The sequence below is a fragment of the Enterobacter sp. N5-15 genome (assembly GCF_057221635.1).
Map to the genome: position 1 here is coordinate 1,412,417 of NZ_CM170150.1, position 20,971 is coordinate 1,433,387.

21 protein-coding genes are annotated in these 20,971 nt (G+C 58.4%); 8 read left to right on the forward strand and 13 right to left on the reverse strand.

The window, feature by feature from the left end; genetic code table 11:
* Positions 1-21: 21 nt before the first annotated feature.
* From moaB to AC2TE5_RS06635, 5 genes are all read left to right on the forward strand, one after another.
* Complete coding sequence (moaB, locus tag AC2TE5_RS06615; protein WP_023334973.1) at positions 22-534, forward strand: molybdenum cofactor biosynthesis protein B; 513 nt, start codon at positions 22-24, stop codon at positions 532-534.
* A gap of 3 nt (positions 535-537) precedes the next feature.
* A complete protein-coding gene (gene moaC / locus AC2TE5_RS06620; protein ID WP_484612873.1) occupies positions 538-1,023 on the forward strand; it encodes a cyclic pyranopterin monophosphate synthase MoaC in 486 nt (161 codons plus the stop codon).
* On the forward strand, positions 1,016-1,261 hold the full coding sequence (moaD, locus tag AC2TE5_RS06625) for a molybdopterin synthase sulfur carrier subunit (protein WP_023310854.1): 246 nt from the start codon (positions 1,016-1,018) through the stop codon (positions 1,259-1,261). The genes moaC and moaD overlap by 8 nt, the downstream gene beginning before the upstream one ends.
* Position 1,262: 1 nt before the next feature.
* Complete coding sequence (moaE, locus tag AC2TE5_RS06630) at positions 1,263-1,715, forward strand: molybdopterin synthase catalytic subunit MoaE (RefSeq protein ID WP_229225526.1); 453 nt, start codon at positions 1,263-1,265, stop codon at positions 1,713-1,715.
* A gap of 64 nt (positions 1,716-1,779) precedes the next feature.
* Positions 1,780-2,487, forward strand: coding sequence for a Bax inhibitor-1/YccA family protein (locus tag AC2TE5_RS06635; protein WP_029742164.1), 708 nt, complete (start codon positions 1,780-1,782; stop codon positions 2,485-2,487).
* A 104-nt stretch (positions 2,488-2,591) separates the two neighbouring features.
* Here the strand turns inward: AC2TE5_RS06635 and AC2TE5_RS06640 are convergent, their stop codons facing one another.
* Genes AC2TE5_RS06640 through AC2TE5_RS06650 form a run of 3 tightly spaced genes read right to left on the reverse strand, consistent with a single transcriptional unit; the run spans position 2,592 to position 5,550 of the window.
* Positions 2,592-3,554 (reverse strand): lysylphosphatidylglycerol synthase domain-containing protein, encoded by a 963-nt coding sequence (locus AC2TE5_RS06640; protein ID WP_063442025.1) that lies wholly within the window; start codon positions 3,552-3,554, stop codon positions 2,592-2,594.
* A complete protein-coding gene (gene clsB, locus AC2TE5_RS06645; RefSeq protein WP_047648324.1) occupies positions 3,554-4,792 on the reverse strand; it encodes a cardiolipin synthase ClsB in 1,239 nt (412 codons plus the stop codon). The genes AC2TE5_RS06640 and clsB overlap by 1 nt, the downstream gene beginning before the upstream one ends.
* The gene (locus AC2TE5_RS06650; RefSeq protein ID WP_023334979.1) at positions 4,789-5,550 is read right to left on the reverse strand and encodes an endonuclease/exonuclease/phosphatase family protein; all 762 of its coding nucleotides are present in this window, start codon (positions 5,548-5,550) and stop codon (positions 4,789-4,791) included. The genes clsB and AC2TE5_RS06650 overlap by 4 nt, the downstream gene beginning before the upstream one ends.
* 133 nt (positions 5,551-5,683) lie before the next feature.
* Here AC2TE5_RS06650 and AC2TE5_RS06655 point away from each other — a divergent pair, with 133 nt between their 5' ends.
* A complete protein-coding gene (locus AC2TE5_RS06655; protein ID WP_014883088.1) occupies positions 5,684-6,094 on the forward strand; it encodes a YbhQ family protein in 411 nt (136 codons plus the stop codon).
* On the opposite strand, the gene AC2TE5_RS06660 is transcribed toward AC2TE5_RS06655, so the two are convergent.
* Genes AC2TE5_RS06660 through cecR form a run of 5 tightly spaced genes read right to left on the reverse strand, consistent with a single transcriptional unit; the run spans position 6,056 to position 11,696 of the window.
* Positions 6,056-7,162 carry an ABC transporter permease gene (locus AC2TE5_RS06660; protein WP_023310860.1) on the reverse strand — a complete coding sequence of 369 codons (1,107 nt, stop codon included), beginning with the start codon at positions 7,160-7,162 and terminating at the stop codon, positions 6,056-6,058. The genes AC2TE5_RS06655 and AC2TE5_RS06660 overlap by 39 nt on opposite strands.
* 9 nt (positions 7,163-7,171) lie before the next feature.
* Positions 7,172-8,305: an ABC transporter permease gene (locus tag AC2TE5_RS06665; protein WP_193940191.1), complete on the reverse strand. Its 1,134-nt coding sequence runs from the start codon at positions 8,303-8,305 to the stop codon at positions 7,172-7,174.
* Entirely contained in the window at positions 8,295-10,034 is a 1,740-nt protein-coding gene (locus AC2TE5_RS06670; protein WP_484612874.1) for an ATP-binding cassette domain-containing protein, read from the reverse strand. The genes AC2TE5_RS06665 and AC2TE5_RS06670 overlap by 11 nt, the downstream gene beginning before the upstream one ends.
* The gene (gene hlyD / locus AC2TE5_RS06675; RefSeq protein WP_484612875.1) at positions 10,027-11,022 is read right to left on the reverse strand and encodes a secretion protein HlyD; all 996 of its coding nucleotides are present in this window, start codon (positions 11,020-11,022) and stop codon (positions 10,027-10,029) included. Before hlyD ends, AC2TE5_RS06670 begins: the two co-directional genes overlap by 8 nt.
* Positions 11,019-11,696: a transcriptional regulator CecR gene (gene cecR / locus AC2TE5_RS06680; protein ID WP_039261402.1), complete on the reverse strand. Its 678-nt coding sequence runs from the start codon at positions 11,694-11,696 to the stop codon at positions 11,019-11,021. The genes hlyD and cecR overlap by 4 nt, the downstream gene beginning before the upstream one ends.
* A 207-nt stretch (positions 11,697-11,903) precedes the next feature.
* Here cecR and rhlE point away from each other — a divergent pair, with 207 nt between their 5' ends.
* Positions 11,904-13,289 (forward strand): ATP-dependent RNA helicase RhlE, encoded by a 1,386-nt coding sequence (rhlE, locus tag AC2TE5_RS06685; RefSeq protein ID WP_407602454.1) that lies wholly within the window; start codon positions 11,904-11,906, stop codon positions 13,287-13,289.
* 97 nt (positions 13,290-13,386) lie between these two features.
* Positions 13,387-15,564, forward strand: coding sequence for an ATP-dependent DNA helicase DinG (gene dinG / locus AC2TE5_RS06690; protein ID WP_484612876.1), 2,178 nt, complete (start codon positions 13,387-13,389; stop codon positions 15,562-15,564).
* On the opposite strand, the gene AC2TE5_RS06695 is transcribed toward dinG, so the two are convergent.
* The 5 genes from AC2TE5_RS06695 to AC2TE5_RS06715 all read right to left on the reverse strand — a co-directional run bounded on the left by AC2TE5_RS06695 (position 15,551) and on the right by AC2TE5_RS06715 (position 20,922).
* Positions 15,551-16,054 (reverse strand): fimbrial protein, encoded by a 504-nt coding sequence (locus tag AC2TE5_RS06695; protein WP_213330697.1) that lies wholly within the window; start codon positions 16,052-16,054, stop codon positions 15,551-15,553. The two genes, dinG and AC2TE5_RS06695, sit on opposite strands and share 14 nt — an antisense overlap.
* Positions 16,055-16,059: 5 nt before the next feature.
* A complete protein-coding gene (locus AC2TE5_RS06700; protein WP_484612877.1) occupies positions 16,060-17,049 on the reverse strand; it encodes a fimbrial protein in 990 nt (329 codons plus the stop codon).
* A gap of 22 nt (positions 17,050-17,071) precedes the next feature.
* Positions 17,072-19,615 (reverse strand): fimbria/pilus outer membrane usher protein, encoded by a 2,544-nt coding sequence (locus tag AC2TE5_RS06705; protein WP_484612878.1) that lies wholly within the window; start codon positions 19,613-19,615, stop codon positions 17,072-17,074.
* A 27-nt stretch (positions 19,616-19,642) separates the two neighbouring features.
* Positions 19,643-20,317, reverse strand: a complete 675-nt coding sequence (locus tag AC2TE5_RS06710) for a fimbrial biogenesis chaperone (protein WP_484612879.1) — start codon at positions 20,315-20,317, stop codon at positions 19,643-19,645.
* Positions 20,318-20,385: 68 nt separating this feature from the next.
* The gene (locus AC2TE5_RS06715) at positions 20,386-20,922 is read right to left on the reverse strand and encodes a fimbrial protein (protein WP_024908718.1); all 537 of its coding nucleotides are present in this window, start codon (positions 20,920-20,922) and stop codon (positions 20,386-20,388) included.
* Positions 20,923-20,971 lie beyond the last annotated feature (49 nt).

Here is a 20,971-nt window from a genome sequence, read left to right on the forward strand (position 1 = left end):
GGCTTAAGAAGGAATCAGAATATGAGTCAGGTAAGCGCAGAATTTATCCCGACACGCATTGCTATCCTTACCGTTTCCGACCGCCGCGGCGAAGAGGATGATACCTCCGGCCACTGGCTGCGCGAGGCGGCTCATGACGCGGGGCATAGCATCGTCGATAAAGCGATCGTGAAGGAGAACCGCTACGCCATTCGCGCTCAGGTTTCGCAGTGGATTGCCAGCGATGAGGTGCAGGTGGTGCTGATTACTGGCGGCACCGGCTTTACCGCAGGCGATCAGGCCCCCGAAGCGCTTATCCCGCTGTTTGACCGCGAGGTGGAAGGCTTCGGCGAAGTGTTCCGCATGCTCTCCTTTGAAGAGATTGGTACCTCCACGCTTCAGTCGCGCGCCGTTGCCGGGGTGGCTAACAAAACCCTGATTTTTGCCATGCCGGGTTCGACCAAAGCCTGCCGCACCGCGTGGGAAAACATCATTGCCCCGCAGCTGGATGCCCGTACCCGTCCGTGTAATTTTCATCCCCATTTAAAGAAATAAGCTATGTCACAACTGACCCACATTAACGCCGCCGGTGAAGCGCATATGGTGGATGTTTCCGCCAAAGCCGAAACGGTGCGCGAGGCGCGCGCGGAAGCGTTCGTCACTATGCTGCCGGAGACCCTGGCGATGATTATCGACGGCAGCCACCATAAGGGCGACGTCTTTGCCACCGCGCGCATCGCGGGTATTCAGGCCGCCAAACGCACCTGGGATCTTATTCCGCTGTGCCATCCGCTGATGCTGAGCAAGGTGGAAGTGAGCCTGCAGGCGCAGCCGGAGCAGAGCCGCGTGCGCATTGAGTCACTCTGTCGCTTAACCGGCAAAACCGGCGTAGAGATGGAAGCGCTGACGGCGGCCTCAGTTGCCGCGCTGACCATTTATGACATGTGCAAAGCGGTGCAGAAAGATATGGTGATTGGCCCGGTTCGCCTGCTGGCAAAAAGCGGCGGCAAATCCGGTGATTTTAAGGTGGACAGCCATGATTAAGGTGCTCTTTTTTGCGCAGGTGCGCGAGCTGGTGAATACCGACAGCCTGACGCTGGATGCGTCCTTTGAAAACGTCGCTGCCCTGCGCGCGCATCTGGCGGCACAAAGCGACCGCTGGGCGCTGGCGCTGGACGAAGGCAAGCTGCTGGCCGCCGTTAACCAGACGCTGGTGGAGTTCACCCATCCGCTGAACGCAGGGGATGAAGTGGCCTTCTTCCCGCCGGTAACGGGGGGCTAAGATGGCTGAAACCCGAATTCTGGTGAGCCCCGAGCGTTTTAACGTGGGGACCGAATACAGCTGGCTGGCGGAACGCGATGAAGACGGCGCTGTCGTCACCTTCACCGGCAAGGTGCGCAATCACAACCTCGGCGACAGCGTGAAGGCACTGACGCTGGAGCACTATCCTGGGATGACCGAGAAATCGCTGGCGGAGATTGTCGACGAGGCGCGGGGTCGCTGGCCGCTTGGCCGCGTCACGGTGATTCACCGCATCGGCGAGATGTGGCCCGGCGAGGAGATTGTCTTCGTCGGGGTGACCAGCGCACACCGCGGCAGCGCGTTTGCGGCAGGGGAGTTCATTATGGATTACCTCAAAACCAAAGCGCCGTTCTGGAAGCGCGAAGCCACGCCGGAAGGTGACCGCTGGGTGGAATCGCGCGACAGCGATAAACAAGCCGCCAGCCGTTGGTAGTCGGTTTACATGGATGTGTTAATCTTAACGTGTGTGTCTACTTAATCTTAATCAGGAGTGAATCATGGACCGATTTCCGCGTTCCGATTCAATAGTACAGCAGACCCGTAGCGGCCTGCAGACGTATATGGCTCAGGTGTACGGCTGGATGACGGTTGGCCTGCTGCTTACCGCGTTTATCGCGTGGTATGCGGCGAACACGCCTGAACTGATGATGTTTATCTTCTCCAGCAAAATCACCTTCTTTGGGCTGATTATCGCGCAGCTGGCGCTGGTGTTTGTGCTTTCGGGTCTGGTGCAAAAGCTGAGTGCCGGAATGGCGACCACGCTGTTTATGCTCTATTCGGCGCTAACGGGGCTGACGCTTTCCAGTATTTTCATCGTCTACACCTACTCCTCCATCGCCAGCACCTTTGTGGTGACCGGCGGGATGTTCGGCGTGATGAGTCTCTACGGTTACACCACGAAGCGCGATCTGAGCGGTTTAGGCAGCATGCTGTTTATGGGGCTGATTGGGATTGTGCTGGCGTCGCTGGTAAACCTGTGGCTGAAGAGCGACGCGCTGATGTGGGCCGTGACCTACATCGGGGTGGTGATCTTCGTTGGGTTGACGGCGTATGACACCCAGAAGCTAAAAAACATCGGCGAGCAGATTGACGTACGCGACAGCTCAAACCTGCGCAAATACGCGATCCTGGGCGCGCTGACGCTGTATCTGGACTTCATCAACCTGTTCCTGATGCTGCTGCGGATTTTCGGCAACCGTCGCTAGGGTTGTTTTGCCGGGTGGGGTGCGGTCTGGTGCCCTCACCCTGACCCTCTCCCACGGGAGAGGGAACAAACACTAAAAACGGCAACAAGGTTGCCGTTTTTCTTTTATTTCGCCATTACCTTTTCGTTCTTCGCTCTCAGCTTCTTCGCCCGACTCTCCAGCACCAGATAACAGACCGTTGCCAGCGCCAGCGGCAGGAAGTAATACAGCATGCGGTATGCCAGCAGGGCCGCGATAATCGTGCCCTGAGAGACATGCTCCCCGGCCAGCAGGGCGATAAATACCGCTTCCAGCACGCCGATCCCCGCCGGAATATGCACAATCACGCCCGCAATACTGCTCACCAGCAGCACGCCCAGCACGAAGAAGTAGTTCACGTCCTCGCCAATCAGCAGCCAGATAATGGCCCCCATCGCCATCCAGTTGGCGCTGGAGACGGCCATCTGCAGCACCGCAAACTTCCATGAGGGCAGCACCAGCTTTTGCCCTTTAATGGTCATGTGACGGCGTCTGGCAAACGCGCAGGCCCACAGATAAACGGCGATGATCAGCAGCAGTACGATGCCCAGTATGCGCAGCGTGGCCTCGTCGATATACCAGTGCGCGGGCAGCTGCACCACGCCGATGGTGAAGATCACCCCGCCGAGCAGAATATAGCCCAGCCAGTTGGTGGTGATGCTTAACGAGAAAATGCGCGTGATGGTCCCGCCCGGCAGGCCGAGCCGCGAATAAAGGCGATAGCGCATGCCAATGCCGCCGACCCAGGTGCTCAGCGTCAGGTTAAAGGCATAGCAGATAAACGACACCAGCATAACCTGACGTTTGGCCAGCTTGTGGCCGCAGTAGGCGCGGCCCAGCAGGTCATAGCAGCCGTACATCAGGTAGCTCACGATAACCAGCCCTACAGCGCCCAGCAGCACCATCCGGTTATAGTTGCGGATGACCTTCCACACCTCTTCCCAGTCAACTTTCTGCGCGTAGACCACCAGCAGAACCGCGACCGCAATAAAAAACAGCCAGGTCAGGATCTTTTTTGCCAGCCGCCAGCGCGGATGCGATTTCGACATCAGGGTTTGCCTCCATCTTCCGCTTCAATACGGTCCTGGGTTTCCATTTCAGGTTGTACCGGCGGGTCCACCTGCGCAAGCTTAGGCGTATGCGCCGGCAGCCAGCCGACCATCGCCGGGAAATGACGCAGAAAGTGGAACACCACCACGCTGATGCCCAGGTTCCACCAGGTACGTTTGGGGACCATGGATTCGTCCACGCGCACGCTGTCGTTAACGATCAACGCCTGCAGGTTATCCCGCAGGGTCTGGTTAAACTGGCGATCGTGAATGATCAGGTTGGCTTCAAGGTTGAGCGATAAACTCAGCGGATCGAGGTTACTGGAGCCCACGGTTGCCCAGTGATCGTCCATCAGCGCCACTTTGCCGTGCAGCGGTCGGCGGCGATATTCGTAGATCTGTACGCCGCCCTTCACCAGATAGTTATACAGCAGCCGCGCGCCGACTTTGACTATCGGCATATCCGGCTCGCCCTGCACAATCAGCTTCACGCGTACCCCGCGACGGGCCGCATTGCGCATGGCGTGCAGCAGACGATAGCCCGGGAAAAAGTAGGCGTTAGCAATAATCACTTCGCGCTTCGCGTTGGCGAGCATCTTGAGATAATGACGTTCAATGTCGTCACGGTGCTCGCCGTTATCCCGCCAGACGAAAAGGGCCTGCGCTTCGCCGGGCTTCCGGTTCTCTTCCGGGCGATGGCGGCGTCTCCACCAGCGGCGAACGGCCTCTTTACCCGGCAGGTTCTCCAGCTCAAAGAGCAAAATGTCCTGCACCACCGGGCCTTCAATGCGAATGGCGTAGTCCTGCTTCGCCTCCGGGCCGTAGTCGGACATATGCTCAGCGGAGTAGTTAATGCCGCCGACAAACGCCACCGTCTCGTCCACCACCACAATTTTGCGGTGCATCCGGCGGAAAAGATTGGTACGCATGCCGAACAGGCGAGGGCCGGGATCGTAGTAGCGGAACACCACGCCCGCGGAGGTCAACTCATTGACAAACGCATCGCTGAGATCCGGCGAGCCATAGCCATCAAGCAGCACTTCAATTTTGACGCCGCGCCGGGCGGCGCGCAGCAGCACGCTGTGCAACTGCTTGCCCACATTGTCTTCGAACCAGATAAAGGTTTCGAGGATCACCTTCTGCTGCGCGTTATCAATCGCCTTAAACACGGCCGGGTAGTACTCGTCTCCGTTGACCAGCAGCGTGATCCGGTTGCCTTCCTGCCAGGAACATTTCATAGGTGGATCTCCGCGCTGAGCGGGGCATGGTCGGAAAGATGTCGCCAGTTAAGGAGCGCCAGGGCGGTCGGGCTGCTGGCGTGGGCATTTTTCACGTAGATGCGGTCAAGCCGAAGCAGCGGGAAACGGACCGGGAAGGTGCGCGCAGGCCTGCCGTTGGCGCGAGTAAAAATCTCCTCCAGTCCGGCATCCACTTTTAACGGATGGTTTGCCCGCTGTCGCCAGTCGTTGAAATCGCCGGCCACGACCACCGGTTCACCTTCGGGAAGCGCGTTGGCCCATTCGGCCAGCATTTTCAGCTGCGCCTGACGATGGGCTTCGCGAAGGCCCAGATGAACACAGCCGACATGCACAGGTCGCTCGAGGTCGGGCGGGGTAATGCGGCAGTAAAGCAGGCCGCGTTTTTCGCTTTCCCCGACGGAAACGTCGCGGTTTTCATAATGTTCAATGGGGTAGCGGGACAGCACCGCGTTCCCGTGATGCCCTTCCGGGTAGACCGCGTTGCGGCCATAGGCGTAATCACTCCACATGGTGTCGGCCAGAAATTCATAGTGCGGCGTGTCGGGCCAGTTCTCAAAGTGGAGCGGGTGCACTTCGTGTGCGCCCATCACCTCCTGGAGGCAGACAATATCCGCGCTGACGGTGCGAACCGCGTCGCGCAGCTCCGGTAAAATGAAGCGGCGATTAAATGCTGTGAAGCCCTTATGAATGTTTATCGTCAGCACCTTAAGCGAGAAATGCTGCATTTTTTGAGTCATAAGCTCCTTCCTGAGTGACTATCCCAATGAAAATAAAGTGTAGTCGGCGTCACAAAAAGATGCGGCGTTACGGAATTTTCCGTAAAGTGCGGTAGTCTGATTAAGCAGAGAAAAATCCTTCAGGAGAGAAGCCATGAAGTGGCAACAACGTGTTCGTGTCGCAACTGGCCTGAGTTGCTGGCAGATAATGTTGCATTTACTGGTCGTGGCCGTACTGGTGATGGGCTGGATGAGCGGCACGCTGGTGCGTGTTGGCCTGGGGCTATGCGTCCTTTATGGCGTCACCGTGCTGTCGATGCTGTTCTTACAGCGCCACCACGAAGCGCGCTGGCGCGAGGTGGGTGATGTGCTCGAAGAGCTCACCACCACCTGGTATTTTGGTGCCGCGATGATTGTGCTTTGGCTGCTGTCGCGCGTGCTGCAAAACAACCTGCTGCTGGCCCTGGCGGGTCTGGCAATCCTCGCAGGGCCTGCGGTCGTCTCGTTGCTGACCAAAGAGAAAAAGCTACGCAATGTTGCGTCTAAACATCGCGTACGCCACTGAGCCCGTCGTGGCCGCAATCACCAGCAGCGGCCACAAACTTCCCCAGACAATATCCAGACTCGCATCCTTCAGATAGATTTGCTTGGTGATGTCCGTAAAGTGCCGAATCGGATTTACCCACGTCAGATCCTGTAGCCATACCGGCATGTTCTCGACGGGAGAAACATAACCCGAGAGCAAAATCGCGGGCATCATAAAGACGAATACCCCGATAAACGCCTGCTGCTGCGTCGAGCAGAGCGCCGAGATCAGCAGTCCAAACCCCACCAGCGACAGCCCGTAAATCACCATCGTGAAGTAAAACAGCGCCAGCGAACCGGCGAACGGGATCTGGTAGGCCCAAATACCGACTCCCAGCACGATGGTGGCCTGGAACGTCGCGACAATCAGCGCCGGCACCGCTTTGCCGACGAAAATCTGCCAGGTGGCGAGCGGGGAGACCAGCAGCTGATCCAGCGTGCCCTGTTCGCGCTCGCGGGCGACGGACAGGGAGGTCACGATCATCACCCCGATGGTGGTGATCATGGCGATCAGCGACGGCACCACGAACCACTTATAGTCCAGGTTCGGGTTGTACCAGTTGCGTACCACCAGCTCGCTGTTGTTGGGCTTCGGTTTGCCCTCCATCAGCTCCTGCTGGTAATCCTTCACCACCTGCTGCAAGTAGTTGGCCGCTATCTGGGCGCTGTTGGAGTTGCGTCCGTCGAGGATCAGCTGCATCGGCGCGGTCTGGAAGGTATCCAGATTGCGGGAGAAATCCGCCGGGAACCGCACCAGCAGCAGCGCTTTTTGCGTGTCGATGGTGGGCTGGATCTCCTGTGGGCTTTTCAGCAGCAGGATGTGGGTAAAGGCTTTCGCACGGGCAAAGCGCTGCGTCAGCTCGACGGAATGTTTGCCGTTGTCTTCGTTGTAAATGGCGATGGTGGCGTTGGTCACCTCAAGGGTGGCGGCAAACGGGAACAGTAAAACCTGGATCAGCACCGGCAAGACCAGAATGGCGCGGGTTTGCGGCTCGCGCAGCAGGGATTGCAGCTCTTTGCGGATCAGTGTCCATAAACGGTGAAACATGCGCGCTCCTTAATCTAACCGCCGTTTGGTTTTCATCCACGTCAACCCGATAAACATCACCGCCGACGCCATCAAAAACAGGGTGTTGATAATCAGCACCACCGGAATATTCCCCGCCAGGAACAGGCTTTGCAGGGTGCTCACGAAGTAGCGCGCCGGGATGATGTAGGTCACGGCGCGGATCACCGCAGGCATACTGTCTATCTGGAAGATAAACCCGGACAGCATAATCGACGGCAGAAAAGCGGCGTTCAGCGCCACCTGCGCGGCGTTAAACTGGTTGCGGGTGATGGTGGAGATGAGCAGACCCATGCCCAGCGTGCTGAGTAAAAACAGGCTGGTGATAAAAAACAGCACGACCAGCGAGCCGCGATACGGCACGCCGAGGATAAAGACTGACACCAGCATGCAGAGCAGCATCGCCAGCATGCCGAGGAAATAGTAGGGGATGAGCTTGCACAGCAGCAGCTCGACGCGCGTCACTTCGGTAGAGAGCAGTGCCTCCATCGTGCCGCGCTCCCACTCGCGGGCAATCACCAGCGAGGTCAGTATCGCGCCGATTACCGTCATGATAATCGTCACCGCGCCCGGAATAATAAAGTGCTGGCTGATGGCGGCGGGGTTAAACCAGTAGCGCGTCTGCACGTCGATGAGCGGTTCAAACGTCTCGCCCCGGTCTTCCGCGCGCTGCATCTGCCAGAGCTGCCAGATCCCCTCCGCGTAGCCCTGCACGAAGTTGGCGGTGTTCGGCTCGCTGCCGTCGGTAATCACCTGGATCGGCGCATCGGTATTTGCCCGCGCCATATTGGCGGCGAAATCCACCGGAATGACGATCAGACCGCGAATTTTACCGGCCTGCATTTTCTGGATCAACTCCTGCCGGCTGTCGCTGATGGTGGCGTCAATGTAGGGCGAGCCGGTCATGGCGTGAGTGAAGTCCAGCGCCTCTTCGCTCTGCTGCTCCAGCAAAATCCCGACCCGGAGCTTGCTGGAGTCCAGGTTAATGCCGTAGCCAAAGATAAACAGCAGCAGCAGGGGGATCACCACCGCTATCAGCCAGCTGCTGGGGTCACGCACGATCTGCCGCGTCTCTTTAACGCACAGCGCGCGCACCCGGCGCCAGGAAAGGGCATTACTGCGCATGGGCATTCTCCTTATCCCAGTCGTGGATGAGGGTGATAAACGCCTGCTCCATGGTCGGGTCCGGGACCTCATCGTCGGCGGCCTGGTTTTTCAGGTCGTCCGGCGTGCCGTGGGCAATCAGCTTGCCGCGATAGACCAGCCCGATGCGGTCGCAGTACTCCGCCTCGTCCATGAAGTGGGTGGTCACCATCACGGTCACCCCTTTTTCCACCATGCTGTTGATGTGCAGCCAGAACTCGCGGCGGGTAATGGGATCAACCCCCGAGGTCGGTTCATCCAGAAACAGAATATCCGGCTCGTGCATCAGCGAGCAGGCCAGGGCCAGCCGCTGCTTAAAGCCGAGCGGCAGTTCGTCGGTGGCGTGGGAGGCGATGTTGGTTAACGCGAAGGCGTCGCTCATGCGGCGGATTTTCTCGTTCTGCGCGCGCCCGCGCAGGCCGTACACGCCGGAGAAAAAGCGCAGATTCTGCTCGACCGTCAGGTTGCCGTACAGGGAAAACTTCTGCGCCATATACCCCAGATGCTGGCGCGCCTTGCCGGAGCTGACCTTCAGATCCATGTCCAGCACCAGCGCCTTGCCGGACGTCGGTACCAGCAGGCCGCACATCATCTTGAAGGTGGTCGATTTTCCCGCGCCGTTCGGCCCGAGCAGGCCAAAAATCTCGCCGCGCTTCACCGCAAAATTGACGTTGTCAGTGGCGGCGAAATCCCCGAACTTTTTGGTGAGCGATTTCGCTTCAATGACCGTTTCGCCCGGCGTGCCTTCCACCGTATGCAGAATGGCGGCAAGCGGCGACTCTGACGTACCCGCGCCGCCCAGCAGGTCGATAAACGCGTCCTCAAAGCGCGGTGCGGTCTCTTCTATTTCGATCTCAGGCATCCCCTGCGCCTGGCGAACGTCGTCGGCGGTGGCCTCTTTTTTGAGGATAATACGCACCGAGCGGCCCTGGATCATCCCGTCGCTGACCTGCGGCAGCCTGAGCACCCGCTGCAGCAGCCTGCGGTTGGACTCCTGCGGGCTGTGCAGCAGGAAGCTGCGTCCGGCCATGCTCTGCGTCAGCGTCGTCGGCTCGCCCTGATAAAGCAGTTCGCCTTCGTTCATCAGCAGCACGTCCCGGCACTGTTCCGCTTCGTCGAGGTAGGAGGTGCTCCAGAGGATCAGCATCCCGTCGCCCGCCAGCTCGTGCACCATCTGCCACAGTTCACGACGCGAAATCGGGTCTACGCCGACGCCGGGCTCGTCCAGCAGCAGCACTTTCGGCTCGCCGACCAGCGTGCAGGCCAGCCCCAGCTTCTGCTTCATCCCGCCGGAGAGCTTGCCCGCCAGCCGGTCGGTGAACGGGCCGAGGGAGGTAAACTCCAGCAGGCGCGCGAAGGTTTTCTGCCGCGTTTCGCCGGTGACGCTGCGCAGGTCGGCGTACAGGTTCAGGTTTTCCATCACCGTCAGATCTTCGTACAGGCCAAACTTCTGCGGCATATAGCCGAGCATGGCGTGGAGCGCGCCGTCGTCCTCGATCGGGTCAAGACCAAGCACGCTGGCCGTGCCTTCATCCGGCTTGAGCAGCCCCGCCAGCATCCGCATCAGCGTAGTTTTCCCCGCGCCGTCCGGGCCGACCAGCCCGGTCACGTAGCCTTTCTGGATGGTGCAGTTCAGCGGCGCGACGGCCGGTTTGTCCATTCCCGCGAAGCGTTTGACCAGATTGTTGAGCTGAATAACCGCGTCATTCATGTCGTTCCCCGCTGTCTACTTTTACGGTGACGGGCATGCCCTGACGCAGCGCGTCGTCCGCATCGGTCACAATGATGCGCAGGCGATACACCAGGTCGGTACGCAGGTCCGGTGTTTCAACGGTTTTCGGCGTGAATTCGGCGGTAGGGGAGACAAAGCCCACCTTGCCGTGATACGGCTTGTCCGGGCGGCCGTCGGTATAGAGCAGCAGCTCGCGGCCCGGCTGCATCTGGCCGAGATTTGGCTCGTCAATGTAGGCGCGCACCCACACCGGGCGGGTCAGGGAGAGCGTCAAGACGGTGCTGCCCGCGCTGAGCATGCTGCCCGGCTCCACGGCGCGGGTCATCAGCGTGCCGTCAGACGGCGCGATTAAGGTGGTGTCGTGCAGATCCAGCTCAGCCTGAGCCAGCTGCGCCTGCGCCTGTTCAAGGCTGGCTTTCGCCTGGGCGATATCCTGCGCGCGGTTACCGGTGCGGTACTGGCTTAACTTATCCTGCGCGGACTTCAGCGTGGCCTGCGCCTGGTCGCGGGACGAGCGCGCATTTTCCAGGTCGTTGGCGGAAATGGTGCGGCTTTTCCACAGCCCCTGCTGGCGCGCGTAGAAGTTCTGCGCGTAGTCATAGGCGGCCTGCGCCTGTTTGACCGCGGCGGCGGCCTGGGCAATCTCTTCGTCGCGATAGCCTGCCAGCATCAGGTCATACTGCGCCTGGGCGACTGACACGCCCGCTTTGGCCTGCATCAGCGCATTCTCATAGGGCGCTTTGTCCAGCATCCCCAGCGTCTGCCCGCTTTTGATGGCATCGCCTTCGTCAACGTTCAGCGAGGCGAGACGTCCGCCCACGCGGAAGCTCATGTTCACCGTGCGAATATCCACGTTACCGTACAGCGTCAGGCCTTTATCCTGATGGCTCTGATACCACAGCCATCCACCGACTCCAGCGGCAAGCAAAACAACAACCACCAGAATGATGGCGACAGGTTTTTTCATGACTTCAGGCTCCTTTGCGTTAAGCCTTGCAGGATCAGATCGACGTGACAGGCGATCACCTTGCTAATCTGCGCGGCTTTATCCTCATCAAATTGTGTCCAGCCGGTGCGTAACAGGATGGTTTCCCTGCCCAGACGGAAGGCAAGGATTTCACCCAGCAGGGCGTGGGTATGCAAAACCGTCTCGGTATCACTGGCGTCCCGCCCGGTATAGGCGGCGATCAGCCGGGTCAGGTGCGAGTGCATTGGCTCAATTACCCGATCGTGTACCCGCTGGTAGGCGACCGTCGGGGAGAGCTGCTCCCGGGAGATAAACTTGCTCAGGTTGAGCGTATCGTCGTGCGTCAGCAGGCGGATCATATCGTGGCAGGCGTTGAGAATAAGCTGGCGAACGGCGGCGCGGTCGGGCGACGGCTGGCCGAGCAGCGCGGTGGCTTCCTCAACGTGCGGGTGAAACTGCGTGCCGATAAAATCGGCGATCCACTCGGCGCAGGCGAGGTATAAATCCTCTTTTGAGCCAAAATAGTAGGTAATCGCCGCAATGTTCTGCCCGGCCAGCGCGGCAATATCGCGCGTGGTCGCATGCAGCCCGTACTCACCAAACTGCGCCAGCGCGGCGGCGATAAGCTGATTTTTGGCCTGTTCACCTTTGGTTGTTGTGGGTGTTGTATTCATGGCGGCATTAAGAATTAATCAATCGATTGATTAAGATTATGCCTGATTTACGCTCACGTCGAGGGAATGCGGAGGGATATTTTATGCGCCACGTCACAAAAGCTGCTACACTCCGCTCCTTCGCGACATTGTGGTTTTTGTCCTCCCCTATTCGTTATATCTCCCTGAAAACTACACCTGTGATGGTCGGGGCGGTTCGGAGTTTTTATGTCTTTTGATTCCCTTGGCCTGAACCCGGAAATTCTGCGCGCGATCGCAGAGCAGGGCTACGTTGAGCCAACCCCAATCCAGCAGCAGGCTATTCCTGCCGTCCTGCAGGGCCGTGACCTGATGGCCAGCGCCCAGACCGGCACCGGTAAAACCGCGGGCTTTACGCTGCCGCTGTTAGAGCTGCTGGTAAAAAACCAGCAGCACGCGAAAGGCCGTCGTCCGGTTCGTGCCCTGATCCTGACCCCAACCCGCGAGCTGGCGGCGCAGATTGGTGAGAACGTGCGTGAGTACAGCCGCTATCTCAACATTCGCTCGCTGGTGGTCTTCGGCGGGGTCAGCATCAACCCGCAGATGATGAAGCTGCGCAGCGGCGTTGACGTTTTGGTTGCTACCCCAGGTCGCCTGCTGGACCTGGAGCATCAGAACGCGGTTAAGCTGGACCAGGTTGAAATTCTGGTGCTGGACGAAGCCGACCGCATGCTCGACATGGGCTTCATCCACGATATTCGTCGCGTGCTGGCCAAGCTGCCTGCGCGTCGTCAGAACCTGCTCTTCTCCGCGACCTTCTCCGACGAGATCAAGGCGCTGGCGGAAAAGCTGCTGCATAACCCGCTGGAAGTTGAGGTGGCGCGTCGCAACACCGCCTCTGAGCAGGTGACGCAGCACGTTCACTTTGTTGATAAAAAGCGCAAGCGGGAACTGCTCTCCCAGATGATCGGCCAGGGTAACTGGCAGCAGGTGCTGGTCTTTACCCGCACCAAGCACGGTGCCAACCACCTGGCGGAACAGCTGAATAAAGACGGCATCCGCAGCGCGGCGATCCACGGTAACAAGAGCCAGGGCGCGCGTACCCGTGCGCTGGCGGACTTCAAATCCGGCGACATCCGCGTGCTGGTGGCGACCGACATCGCTGCCCGTGGCCTCGACATTGAAGAGCTGCCGCACGTGGTGAACTACGAGCTGCCAAACGTGCCGGAAGATTACGTTCACCGTATCGGTCGTACCGGCCGCGCGGCGGCAACCGGTGAAGCGCTTTCTCTGGTCTGCGTGGATGAACACAAGCTGCTGCGCGACATCGAACGTCTGCTGAAGAAAGAGATCCCGCGCATCGAAACCCCGGGTTACGAAGTGGATCCGTCAATCAAAGCCGAGCCGATTCAGAACGGTCGTCAGGGCGGCGGTGGACGCGGTCAGGGCGGCGGCGGTCGCGGTCAGCAGCCGCGTCGTGCCGAAGGCGGCGCGCCGAAATCATCCGGCAAACCGCCGCGTCGCAACAACGACAGCAAACCGGCGGGTGAAAGCCCGTGGCGCAGCGGCGAAGGGAAACCGGCAGGGGAAGGGCAGCGTCGACGCCGCCCGCGTAAACCTGCTAACCCGCAGTAATCTGGAAGCCCGGTCGTAAAGCCGGGCTTTTCTTTTTGCGGGAGCGAAGAGAAAGTGCCACAATAGTGGCTGTTTATACAGTATTTCAGGTTTTCCAATGGCTTTAACCGCTGCGCTTAAGGCGCAAATTGGCGCATGGTACAAGGCGCTACAACAGCAGATCCCCGACTTTATCCCCCGAGCGCCGCAGCGGCAGATGATTGCTGACGTGGCCAAAACGCTCGCCGGGGACGACGGGCGACATCTGGCGATTGAAGCGCCGACCGGCGTCGGGAAAACCTTGTCGTATCTCATTCCCGGCATCGCGATTGCGCGGGAAGAGGACAAAACGCTGGTGGTCAGCACCGCCAACGTGGCGCTACAGGATCAGATCTTCAGTAAAGACTTACCGCTGCTGCGCAAAATCATCCCCGACCTGCGGTTTACGGCAGCCTTTGGGCGCGGGCGTTACGTGTGCCCGCGTAACCTGGCGGCGCTTGCCAGCAGCGAGCCGAATCAACAGGATCTGCTCGCGTTTCTGGATGACGAGCTAACGCCAAACAATAAGGCCGAGCAGGAGCAGTGTGCAAAACTCAAAGCCGAGCTCGACGGCTATAAGTGGGACGGCCTGCGGGATCACACCAGCCAGGCCATCAGCGACGACCTATGGCGCAGGCTCAGCACCGACAAAGCCAGCTGCCTGAACCGCAACTGTCACTACTACCGCGAGTGCCCGTTCTTTGTCGCCCGACGCGAAATTCAGGAGGCGGAGGTGGTTGTGGCAAACCACGCTCTGGTGATGGCCGCGCTTGAGAGCGAAGCGGTGCTGCCGGAGCCTAAAAACCTGCTGCTGGTGCTTGATGAAGGCCATCATCTACCGGACGTGGCGCGGGACGCGCTGGAGATGAGCGCCGAAATTACCGCCCCGTGGTTCCGCCTGCAGCTGGATCTCTTCTGCAAGCTGGTAGCGACCTGCATGGAGCAGTTCCGCCCGAAAACCACGCCGCCGCTGGCGGTGCCCGAGAGGCTGAGCGACCACTGCGAAGAGGTTTACGGCCTGATCTCATCGCTGAACAACATCCTGAATCTTTATCTCCCACAAACCCAGGAAGCCGAACACCGCTTTGCGATGGGAGAGCTACCGGAAGAGGTGATGGAGATCTGCCAGCAGCTGGCGAAGCATCTGGAAAAGCTGCGCGGGCTGGCGGAGATGTTCTTAAACGACCTGAGCGAGAAAACCGGCTCGCATGACGTGGTGCGTCTGCACCGCATTCTGCTGCAGATGAACCGCGCGCTGGGGATGTTCGAAGCGCAGAGCAAGCTCTGGCGGCTGGCCTCAATGGCGCAGGCGTCCGGCGCGCCGGTCACCAAATGGGCGACCCGCGACGTGCGCGACGGGCAGGTCCATCTCTTTTTCCACTGCGTGGGCATCCGCGTGGCCGATCAGCTGGAAAAGCTGATCTGGCGCAGCGTGCCGCACGTGGTTGTCACCTCTGCCACGCTGCGCTCCCTGAACAGTTTTTCTCGTTTGCAGGAGATGAGCGGGCTCAAAGAGAAAGCGGGCGACCGTTTTGTGGCGCTGGACTCGCCGTTTAACCACTGCGAGCAGGGCAAGCTGGTTATTCCGCGCATGACGTTTGAGCCGCTCATCGACAACGAGGAGCAGCACATTGCGGAGATGGCGGCCTACTTCCGCGAACAGGTCGAGAGTAAAAAGTACCCCGGCATGCTGGTGCTGTTTGCCAGCGGGCGGGCGATGCAGCGTTTCCTGGAGCACGTCACCGATCTGCGTTTACTCCTGCTGGTGCAGGGCGATCAGCCGCGCTACAGGCTGGTGGAAACCCACCGTAAGCGCATTGATAGCGGCGAGCGCAGCGTGCTGGTGGGGCTGCAGTCGTTTGCTGAAGGTCTGGATTTAAAAGGGGACTACCTGACGCAGGTGCATATCCATAAAATCGCCTTCCCGCCCATCGACAGCCCGGTGGTGATCACCGAAGGGGAGTGGCTGAAAAGCCTCAACCGCTATCCGTTTGAGGTGCAGAGTTTACCCGCGGCGTCGTTTAACCTGATTCAGCAGGTCGGGCGTCTGATTCGTAGCCACGGCTGCTGGGGAGAGGTGGTGATTTATGACAAACGTCTGCTCACCAAAAATTACGGCCAGCGGCTCCTGAACGCCCTGCCGATTTTCCCGATCGAACAGCCGGAGGTGCCGGAGGTAAAAAAACGCCCGGCAAAACTGGCCGCCGGGCGTAAGAAAAGCATCCGTGCTAAGGGGCGCGGTCCTACTGGTAAGTGAAGGTCACCTGAATCACGCTGCTGAACGTCCCGGCACTGACGGGCATAGAGGTGGCGTAATAGCGCGCGGAGAGGGGAAACGTCGCCGTGTGGTCACTCGGATTAATGGCGACGTTAAAGGCTGCCTGTGGGGCAATGAGGATCTTGTCCTGACGGTCAGCCAGCTCCAGCGCCAGCCCTTTCGCGCTGCCGGTATTGGCGAATTTTGTCGGGTGCGCGCTGTCTGCCTGGCCGTAGAAAAAGGCGGTGGCAAGCGCCAGCGTGGCCGGGCAGTGCGACACCGACAGGGAAAAGTCTTTCCACTCCCCGGTATCCCCCACGTCTTTAAAATTGCCCGACACCGCCTGGCCTAAATCCACCGTCAGGTTGCGGCTGGCGCTGTCGATGACGCAGGTGTTGGCGTAAATATTCCCCGTCATCTGAATCTGAATATCGTCGGCGCGTGCCTGAGCAATGAGCCCAAGCGCCAGGAGAGCAATGATTTTTTTCATATTGGTCACTTATAGGCGAGGGTGATGGTGGCAACGGTGTTGGCCGGTCCGGGCGTAACCATATCGCTGATCTGCTCGTAGCGAACGCTGAACGGAATGACCAGCGTTTCGTTGGCCACCGCTTCGCGTTGGGTGTTTACGTAGGTATCGAACGTGGCGATATTGTTGTCGAAAACCATTTGTACGCCGACGCCCGTTGCCATGCCGGTCTGCTGGGTGAGTTTCAGCACGCCTTCGAACGCCGTTTCATATCCGTTTGAGCTTGTCACTTTTACCTCGGGCTGCACGGTGGTGTCACAATTCACCGTGACGTCAAAATTTTGCGCCGGAGAAGAGAGTGCTCCCACGCTCACAAACGTACTGACCGGGAAATCGCCCAGATCAACCGTCAGATTTCTTGGCAGGACGGAGCAGGTGACCTGATGAAGAATGACGTTGCCGGAATACGCAATATCGTTTGGATTGCCAATCCCTTCATGGCCAAAAACGCCAATACCGAACCGGGTCTGGGCTTGTACCAGCGTGCCGGATGACACGGTATCGCTCGTTTTGACCAGCTCAAGCGTGACCTGAAAGCTAAACGACTGTGACCCGTCGGAAGAGACGTAGCCAATCGGCGTTCCGCGCGAATCGCACTGCACTCCGCCAGCGCCGCTAATACGTTGACCTTCTTCATTCATCAACGCCACGCCAATACCCGGCACGCCAGAATCGTATACGCCCTTCAGCCCCGGAATTTCCGCTCCCGAACCGTAATAGCAAGAGACAATCTCAAGACCTTTGTCGGCGCTTTGATCGCAATTACCGGCAACGTGAACGGTTTGCTCCGTCCCGGGGATGGTCTCACCAACGGCAAGCGTTGTCGGGACGGAGATCGAGGCCACGTTAATCATTTTCGGCATATCCGGCGAGGTGCAGGTCGCTTTGGCATGCGGCATAAATAACGCGGCGGTTCCGAGAACCAGTAAGAAAAAGCACTGTTTAATCATTTGCATAATGTTTCGCCTGAACGGTGGATCAGTGACACTGCGCGGCAGCGTTAATGATGCTGGTTTTCTCTTTCTCATCCGTTAGCGCATAGTCAGCGACGCAGTGCTCGCTCGCATCCTGTCCCCAGGAGACGGCAAGATGCCCTTGCTGTGGCAAACCTGAGAGGTAGGTCTGCCCGTCGTTACCGACAATAAACTCGCTGTCCTTATCGTCCGTGGTCACCGTTGCGCCGAAGGGCAGCGGTTTACCGTTGCGGGTGAGCGTCATCAGCACGCGACTGCCCACGCGGGTGCTAAAGCTGGCGCGCACCACGGCGCCGCGCGTTGGGGTCACCACCTGCGCCGCGTGCGTCACGTCGGCGTTGTCCGGCAGCGTTTCGGTATCCAGCGCAATCGTGTTGTGGCGATACGCGGTAACAAACGGCACGACGGTATAGCCGCGGAAATCGGTCTCCACGCCCGTCTGGTTAGCAATATGCGTTCCGTGCGTGCCGGGTGCTTTCACCAGCGCGATGGTTTCCCCCAGCGGCTGGCTCAGGGTGATGCCGTTCGCGTGGGCAACCACGCCGCCCTGCAGCCCGACATTCAGGGTTTGCTGATATTTGTCCTGGCTGACGCCGCCGCTCACTTCGCCGTAGGTGCCTTTGTAGTCGGCGTTCATGCTGGTCGAGTTACCGCTGCTGGTGCTGCTCAGCCCCTCCTGGATATTCCAGTTCAGGTTGTCTTCCTTCAGCGCCGTGCCGTTCAGGCCGATATTCTGCGTGGTGCCGTCTTTGGTATTGTTCAGGTTGTAGGTGGCCCAGGTGTTATGCATCCAGCGATCCAGCGGAACGGAGACGCTCAACGAGAACTGGTTGTCGTTCGTCACTTGATTACCGTCTTCATCGCTGTCGTTGGTGTTTTTGTTCATGCTGTAGCTCAGGCTGTAGCTCACCCCGTGCCAGCTGTTGTTGTAGCTGACGCTCATGGAGGTCATGTCCTGGTTCTGGCTCCAGTAAGTCTCTTTCACCATGCTCAGGGTGACGGATCCCCAGCCTTCAGGCAGCGTCTGGTCGACGGTGGCCTCGGCTCGGGCGCGGCGCTGCTGGGGGGCAGACCAGTCGTCAGAGCGGGTATATGACTCCATGGTGTCTTCCAGGGTGTAAAACCCTTTGCTGTTGTAGCGATAGCCCGCGAGCGAGAAGTTGGTGCCTGAACCGGCAAAATCTTTGCTGTAGCGCACGCGCCAGGACTGGCCCTTGCTGGACTGCTGCTTTTTCAGCAGGGCTTTCGCGCGGGTGACGTCGATGGAGAACGCCCCGAGATCGCCCATGTTTTTCCCGGCGCCGAGCGCCTGGGACTGATAGTGGCTGCTCTGCTGAACGCCGCCGTAGGCGGTGAAACCATAGGGCAGGCCGTAGATCGCGCTGCCCTGGGCAAACGGCGTCTTCTCGACGTCTTTGTCGTAAGAACGGTACCGCCCGGCGGTCACGCTGTAGCGCAGGTTTTTTTCACGCTGCAGTACCGGCACGGAGGCATACGGCACCACGAAATGGCTTTCGCTGCCGTCGGTCTCTTTCACGGTGACCTGCAGATCGCCGCTGCTGCCGGTAGGGTAGAGATCGTTAATTTCAAACGCGCCGGGGGCGACCGTGTTCTGATAAATGACGTAGCCGTTCTGGCGAACCATCACCAGCGCGTTGCTGTGTGCGGTGCCGCGAATGATCGGCGCATAGCCTTTCTCGCTGTCCGGCAGCATGTCGCTGTCGGATTTAAGCTCCACGCCGGTGTAGGGTACGCTGTCAAAAACATCAGAAGGCGAAGAGCTTTGCCCAACGGTGAGATCGCTCTTCATCGCCACGATATCGCGCTGGGCGTAGGTATAAACGGAGGAGAATTTTTGCTGCTCTTCCTTGCCCTGGGTGCTGCGATTCCACGTGGAGTAGTTGCGTACGCGCCAGGCACCGACGTTAAAACCGGGACGCAGGTTAACGTACTGGCTGCTGTTATCCTCCTCGCCCGGCTGACGCGCATGGCTCTGGCTGGCGGTCGCGCTGTAGTTGAGAATGCCTGCGGTGATCCCCTCGTCGAATTCTTTCGGGTCGATATAGCCGCGTGGAACCTGGCCCAGGGCCAGCTGTGGAATACTGAGCAGCAGCTGCTGATTGCGAACGTGAAACGACGCGGAGGCTGCCGGGATGGCGGTTAAATCAGCGCACTGGCCTTTTGCCATCAGCGCCGGATATTTTCGAGTTTTGATCCCAAGGCTTTTTAAATCGCTCAGGCTAAAGCAGGGCTGGAGCGAACTGCTGCCGTGTGAATCTTTTTGCAATGTGAACGTGACGTCGCGGGTATCAATTTTATTATTGTTAATAAAGATAGCGACCTGATATTTACCCGGTGCCTGCCCAGGCCCTTTTTCGTAAACCGACAGATCGGTCTTACCCTGCTGCGGATTATCAATATCCAGCAGCGCCGGGTTAAAATAATCATCAGCCATAGCCTGCTGCGCAAAAAAAATCATTGCCAGGCCACAGAGAATGACCAGCAGGGATGAAATTCGGCAGGTGAACGGCTTTTTATGGCTGTACATGATTATCGTAATTATCTGCGTGTGATATTAGTGGACTGATTTCGACCAGGTCTGGCTGATGCTGCCGTAATCCGTAATAATGGAATACGCGATGGTTGAACCGCTGGCGTTGCGCGGTAAGGCAAAATGCGTTTCCGTTTTCGGAATTGCCCAGGTGGCTTTATCCACTTTCTGGCCGTTCAGCGTCACCTTCTGGAAATTCATATAGAAAGGCGTCGGGTTATTAACGACCAGATCGTTACCCTCGCGATGCCACTCAAGTTTATTGGCGACATCTTCCGGTTTGTCTTTCACCGCCGATGGGCGATACAACAATTTAATACGCGTATTAATGGCTATTTGCAGGGTATTCATCCCGTCAACGTGCTTAGACGAAGGGATGGCTTTGATATTCAGCCAGTACAAGGATTCACGGTCTTCCGGTAAATTACCGCCGGTGCGCACCACGCGCAGAACGTTATCCTCTTTCGCATCCAGGCGAAAAAGCGGGGGGGTGATCAGGAAAGGGGCTTTGGCCAGGTTTTTACCGCCAGAGTCGACCCAGGACTGTACCAGATAATCCGTTGTATCCGGGTTTGAAAGACCAAGAGACGATTCCTTTTTATCTCCCTGGTAGACCAGACGTGTGCCATTAATAATGACACCTGCGTGTGCAGTGGCGGCCGCCAGTAAAAGCGTGCTCAGTAAATAAGCGTGGCGCATAAATATTTCTCAATAATAGAAGAGATATTAACGCGTATAAACGCGTTAATATCTCAGGATTGATAATATCAGTTATAGATAACGGTGAAGGTCGAAACGGAGTTAGCCGGACCTGCGGTAATCGCGGCCCCGGTTTGAATATAGCGGGCACCGAATATCAGGTCGTTAACCGCCGTACCGGAGGCTAACGGATATTGCTGAGAAGGGGTGTACAGACTCACCGGCTGCTCGGACGCGTCAACCAGCTGAATAGCTACACCCGTTGCCGCATCCACGTCCGGCGTTAATGCCAGCGTAGCGTTGTTATTCGCATCCGGCGTTCCGCCGAAGTTAATCGCGGCGGAGGTAACGGTTTCCGGACAGTCTTTTAACTGAATATCGAACTTCGTTAACGTGCTGGTGGAGCCTGCGCCGGTAAATACCGTTTTAGAGACTTTGCCTAACTGAACGTTTAACGGATTACTTAACCCATTAACCACCTGACACGCTGAATCAATAATTTCCCCGGTGAAGTTGATCTGACCTTCGCCGTTTGTTGCCGCAAATGCGGATGCAGAACACCCCACCGCTGCGGCGATGAATAAACCTAAAGCAACCTTGTTCATAGTGAATCCTGGTATGTTGCGGGTGCGAACGTTGCCTGGACGTTTTCAC

Bases quoted from the DNA above. Each gene is read 5' to 3' on its own strand.
- moaB (WP_023334973.1), top strand. From the start codon at position 22: ATGAGTCAGGTAAGCGCAGAATTTATCCCGACACGCATTGCTATCCTT.
- moaC (WP_484612873.1), top strand. From the start codon at position 538: ATGTCACAACTGACCCACATTAACGCCGCCGGTGAAGCGCATATGGTG.
- moaD (WP_023310854.1), top strand. From the start codon at position 1,016: ATGATTAAGGTGCTCTTTTTTGCGCAGGTGCGCGAGCTGGTGAATACC.
- moaE (WP_229225526.1), top strand. From the start codon at position 1,263: ATGGCTGAAACCCGAATTCTGGTGAGCCCCGAGCGTTTTAACGTGGGG.
- AC2TE5_RS06635 (WP_029742164.1), top strand. From the start codon at position 1,780: ATGGACCGATTTCCGCGTTCCGATTCAATAGTACAGCAGACCCGTAGC.
- AC2TE5_RS06640 (WP_063442025.1), bottom strand. From the start codon at position 3,554: ATGTCGAAATCGCATCCGCGCTGGCGGCTGGCAAAAAAGATCCTGACC.
- clsB (WP_047648324.1), bottom strand. From the start codon at position 4,792: ATGAAATGTTCCTGGCAGGAAGGCAACCGGATCACGCTGCTGGTCAAC.
- AC2TE5_RS06650 (WP_023334979.1), bottom strand. From the start codon at position 5,550: ATGACTCAAAAAATGCAGCATTTCTCGCTTAAGGTGCTGACGATAAAC.
- AC2TE5_RS06655 (WP_014883088.1), top strand. From the start codon at position 5,684: ATGAAGTGGCAACAACGTGTTCGTGTCGCAACTGGCCTGAGTTGCTGG.
- AC2TE5_RS06660 (WP_023310860.1), bottom strand. From the start codon at position 7,162: ATGTTTCACCGTTTATGGACACTGATCCGCAAAGAGCTGCAATCCCTG.
- AC2TE5_RS06665 (WP_193940191.1), bottom strand. From the start codon at position 8,305: ATGCGCAGTAATGCCCTTTCCTGGCGCCGGGTGCGCGCGCTGTGCGTT.
- AC2TE5_RS06670 (WP_484612874.1), bottom strand. From the start codon at position 10,034: ATGAATGACGCGGTTATTCAGCTCAACAATCTGGTCAAACGCTTCGCG.
- hlyD (WP_484612875.1), bottom strand. From the start codon at position 11,022: ATGAAAAAACCTGTCGCCATCATTCTGGTGGTTGTTGTTTTGCTTGCC.
- cecR (WP_039261402.1), bottom strand. From the start codon at position 11,696: ATGAATACAACACCCACAACAACCAAAGGTGAACAGGCCAAAAATCAG.
- rhlE (WP_407602454.1), top strand. From the start codon at position 11,904: ATGTCTTTTGATTCCCTTGGCCTGAACCCGGAAATTCTGCGCGCGATC.
- dinG (WP_484612876.1), top strand. From the start codon at position 13,387: ATGGCTTTAACCGCTGCGCTTAAGGCGCAAATTGGCGCATGGTACAAG.
- AC2TE5_RS06695 (WP_213330697.1), bottom strand. From the start codon at position 16,054: ATGAAAAAAATCATTGCTCTCCTGGCGCTTGGGCTCATTGCTCAGGCA.
- AC2TE5_RS06700 (WP_484612877.1), bottom strand. From the start codon at position 17,049: ATGCAAATGATTAAACAGTGCTTTTTCTTACTGGTTCTCGGAACCGCC.
- AC2TE5_RS06705 (WP_484612878.1), bottom strand. From the start codon at position 19,615: ATGTACAGCCATAAAAAGCCGTTCACCTGCCGAATTTCATCCCTGCTG.
- AC2TE5_RS06710 (WP_484612879.1), bottom strand. From the start codon at position 20,317: ATGCGCCACGCTTATTTACTGAGCACGCTTTTACTGGCGGCCGCCACT.
- AC2TE5_RS06715 (WP_024908718.1), bottom strand. From the start codon at position 20,922: ATGAACAAGGTTGCTTTAGGTTTATTCATCGCCGCAGCGGTGGGGTGT.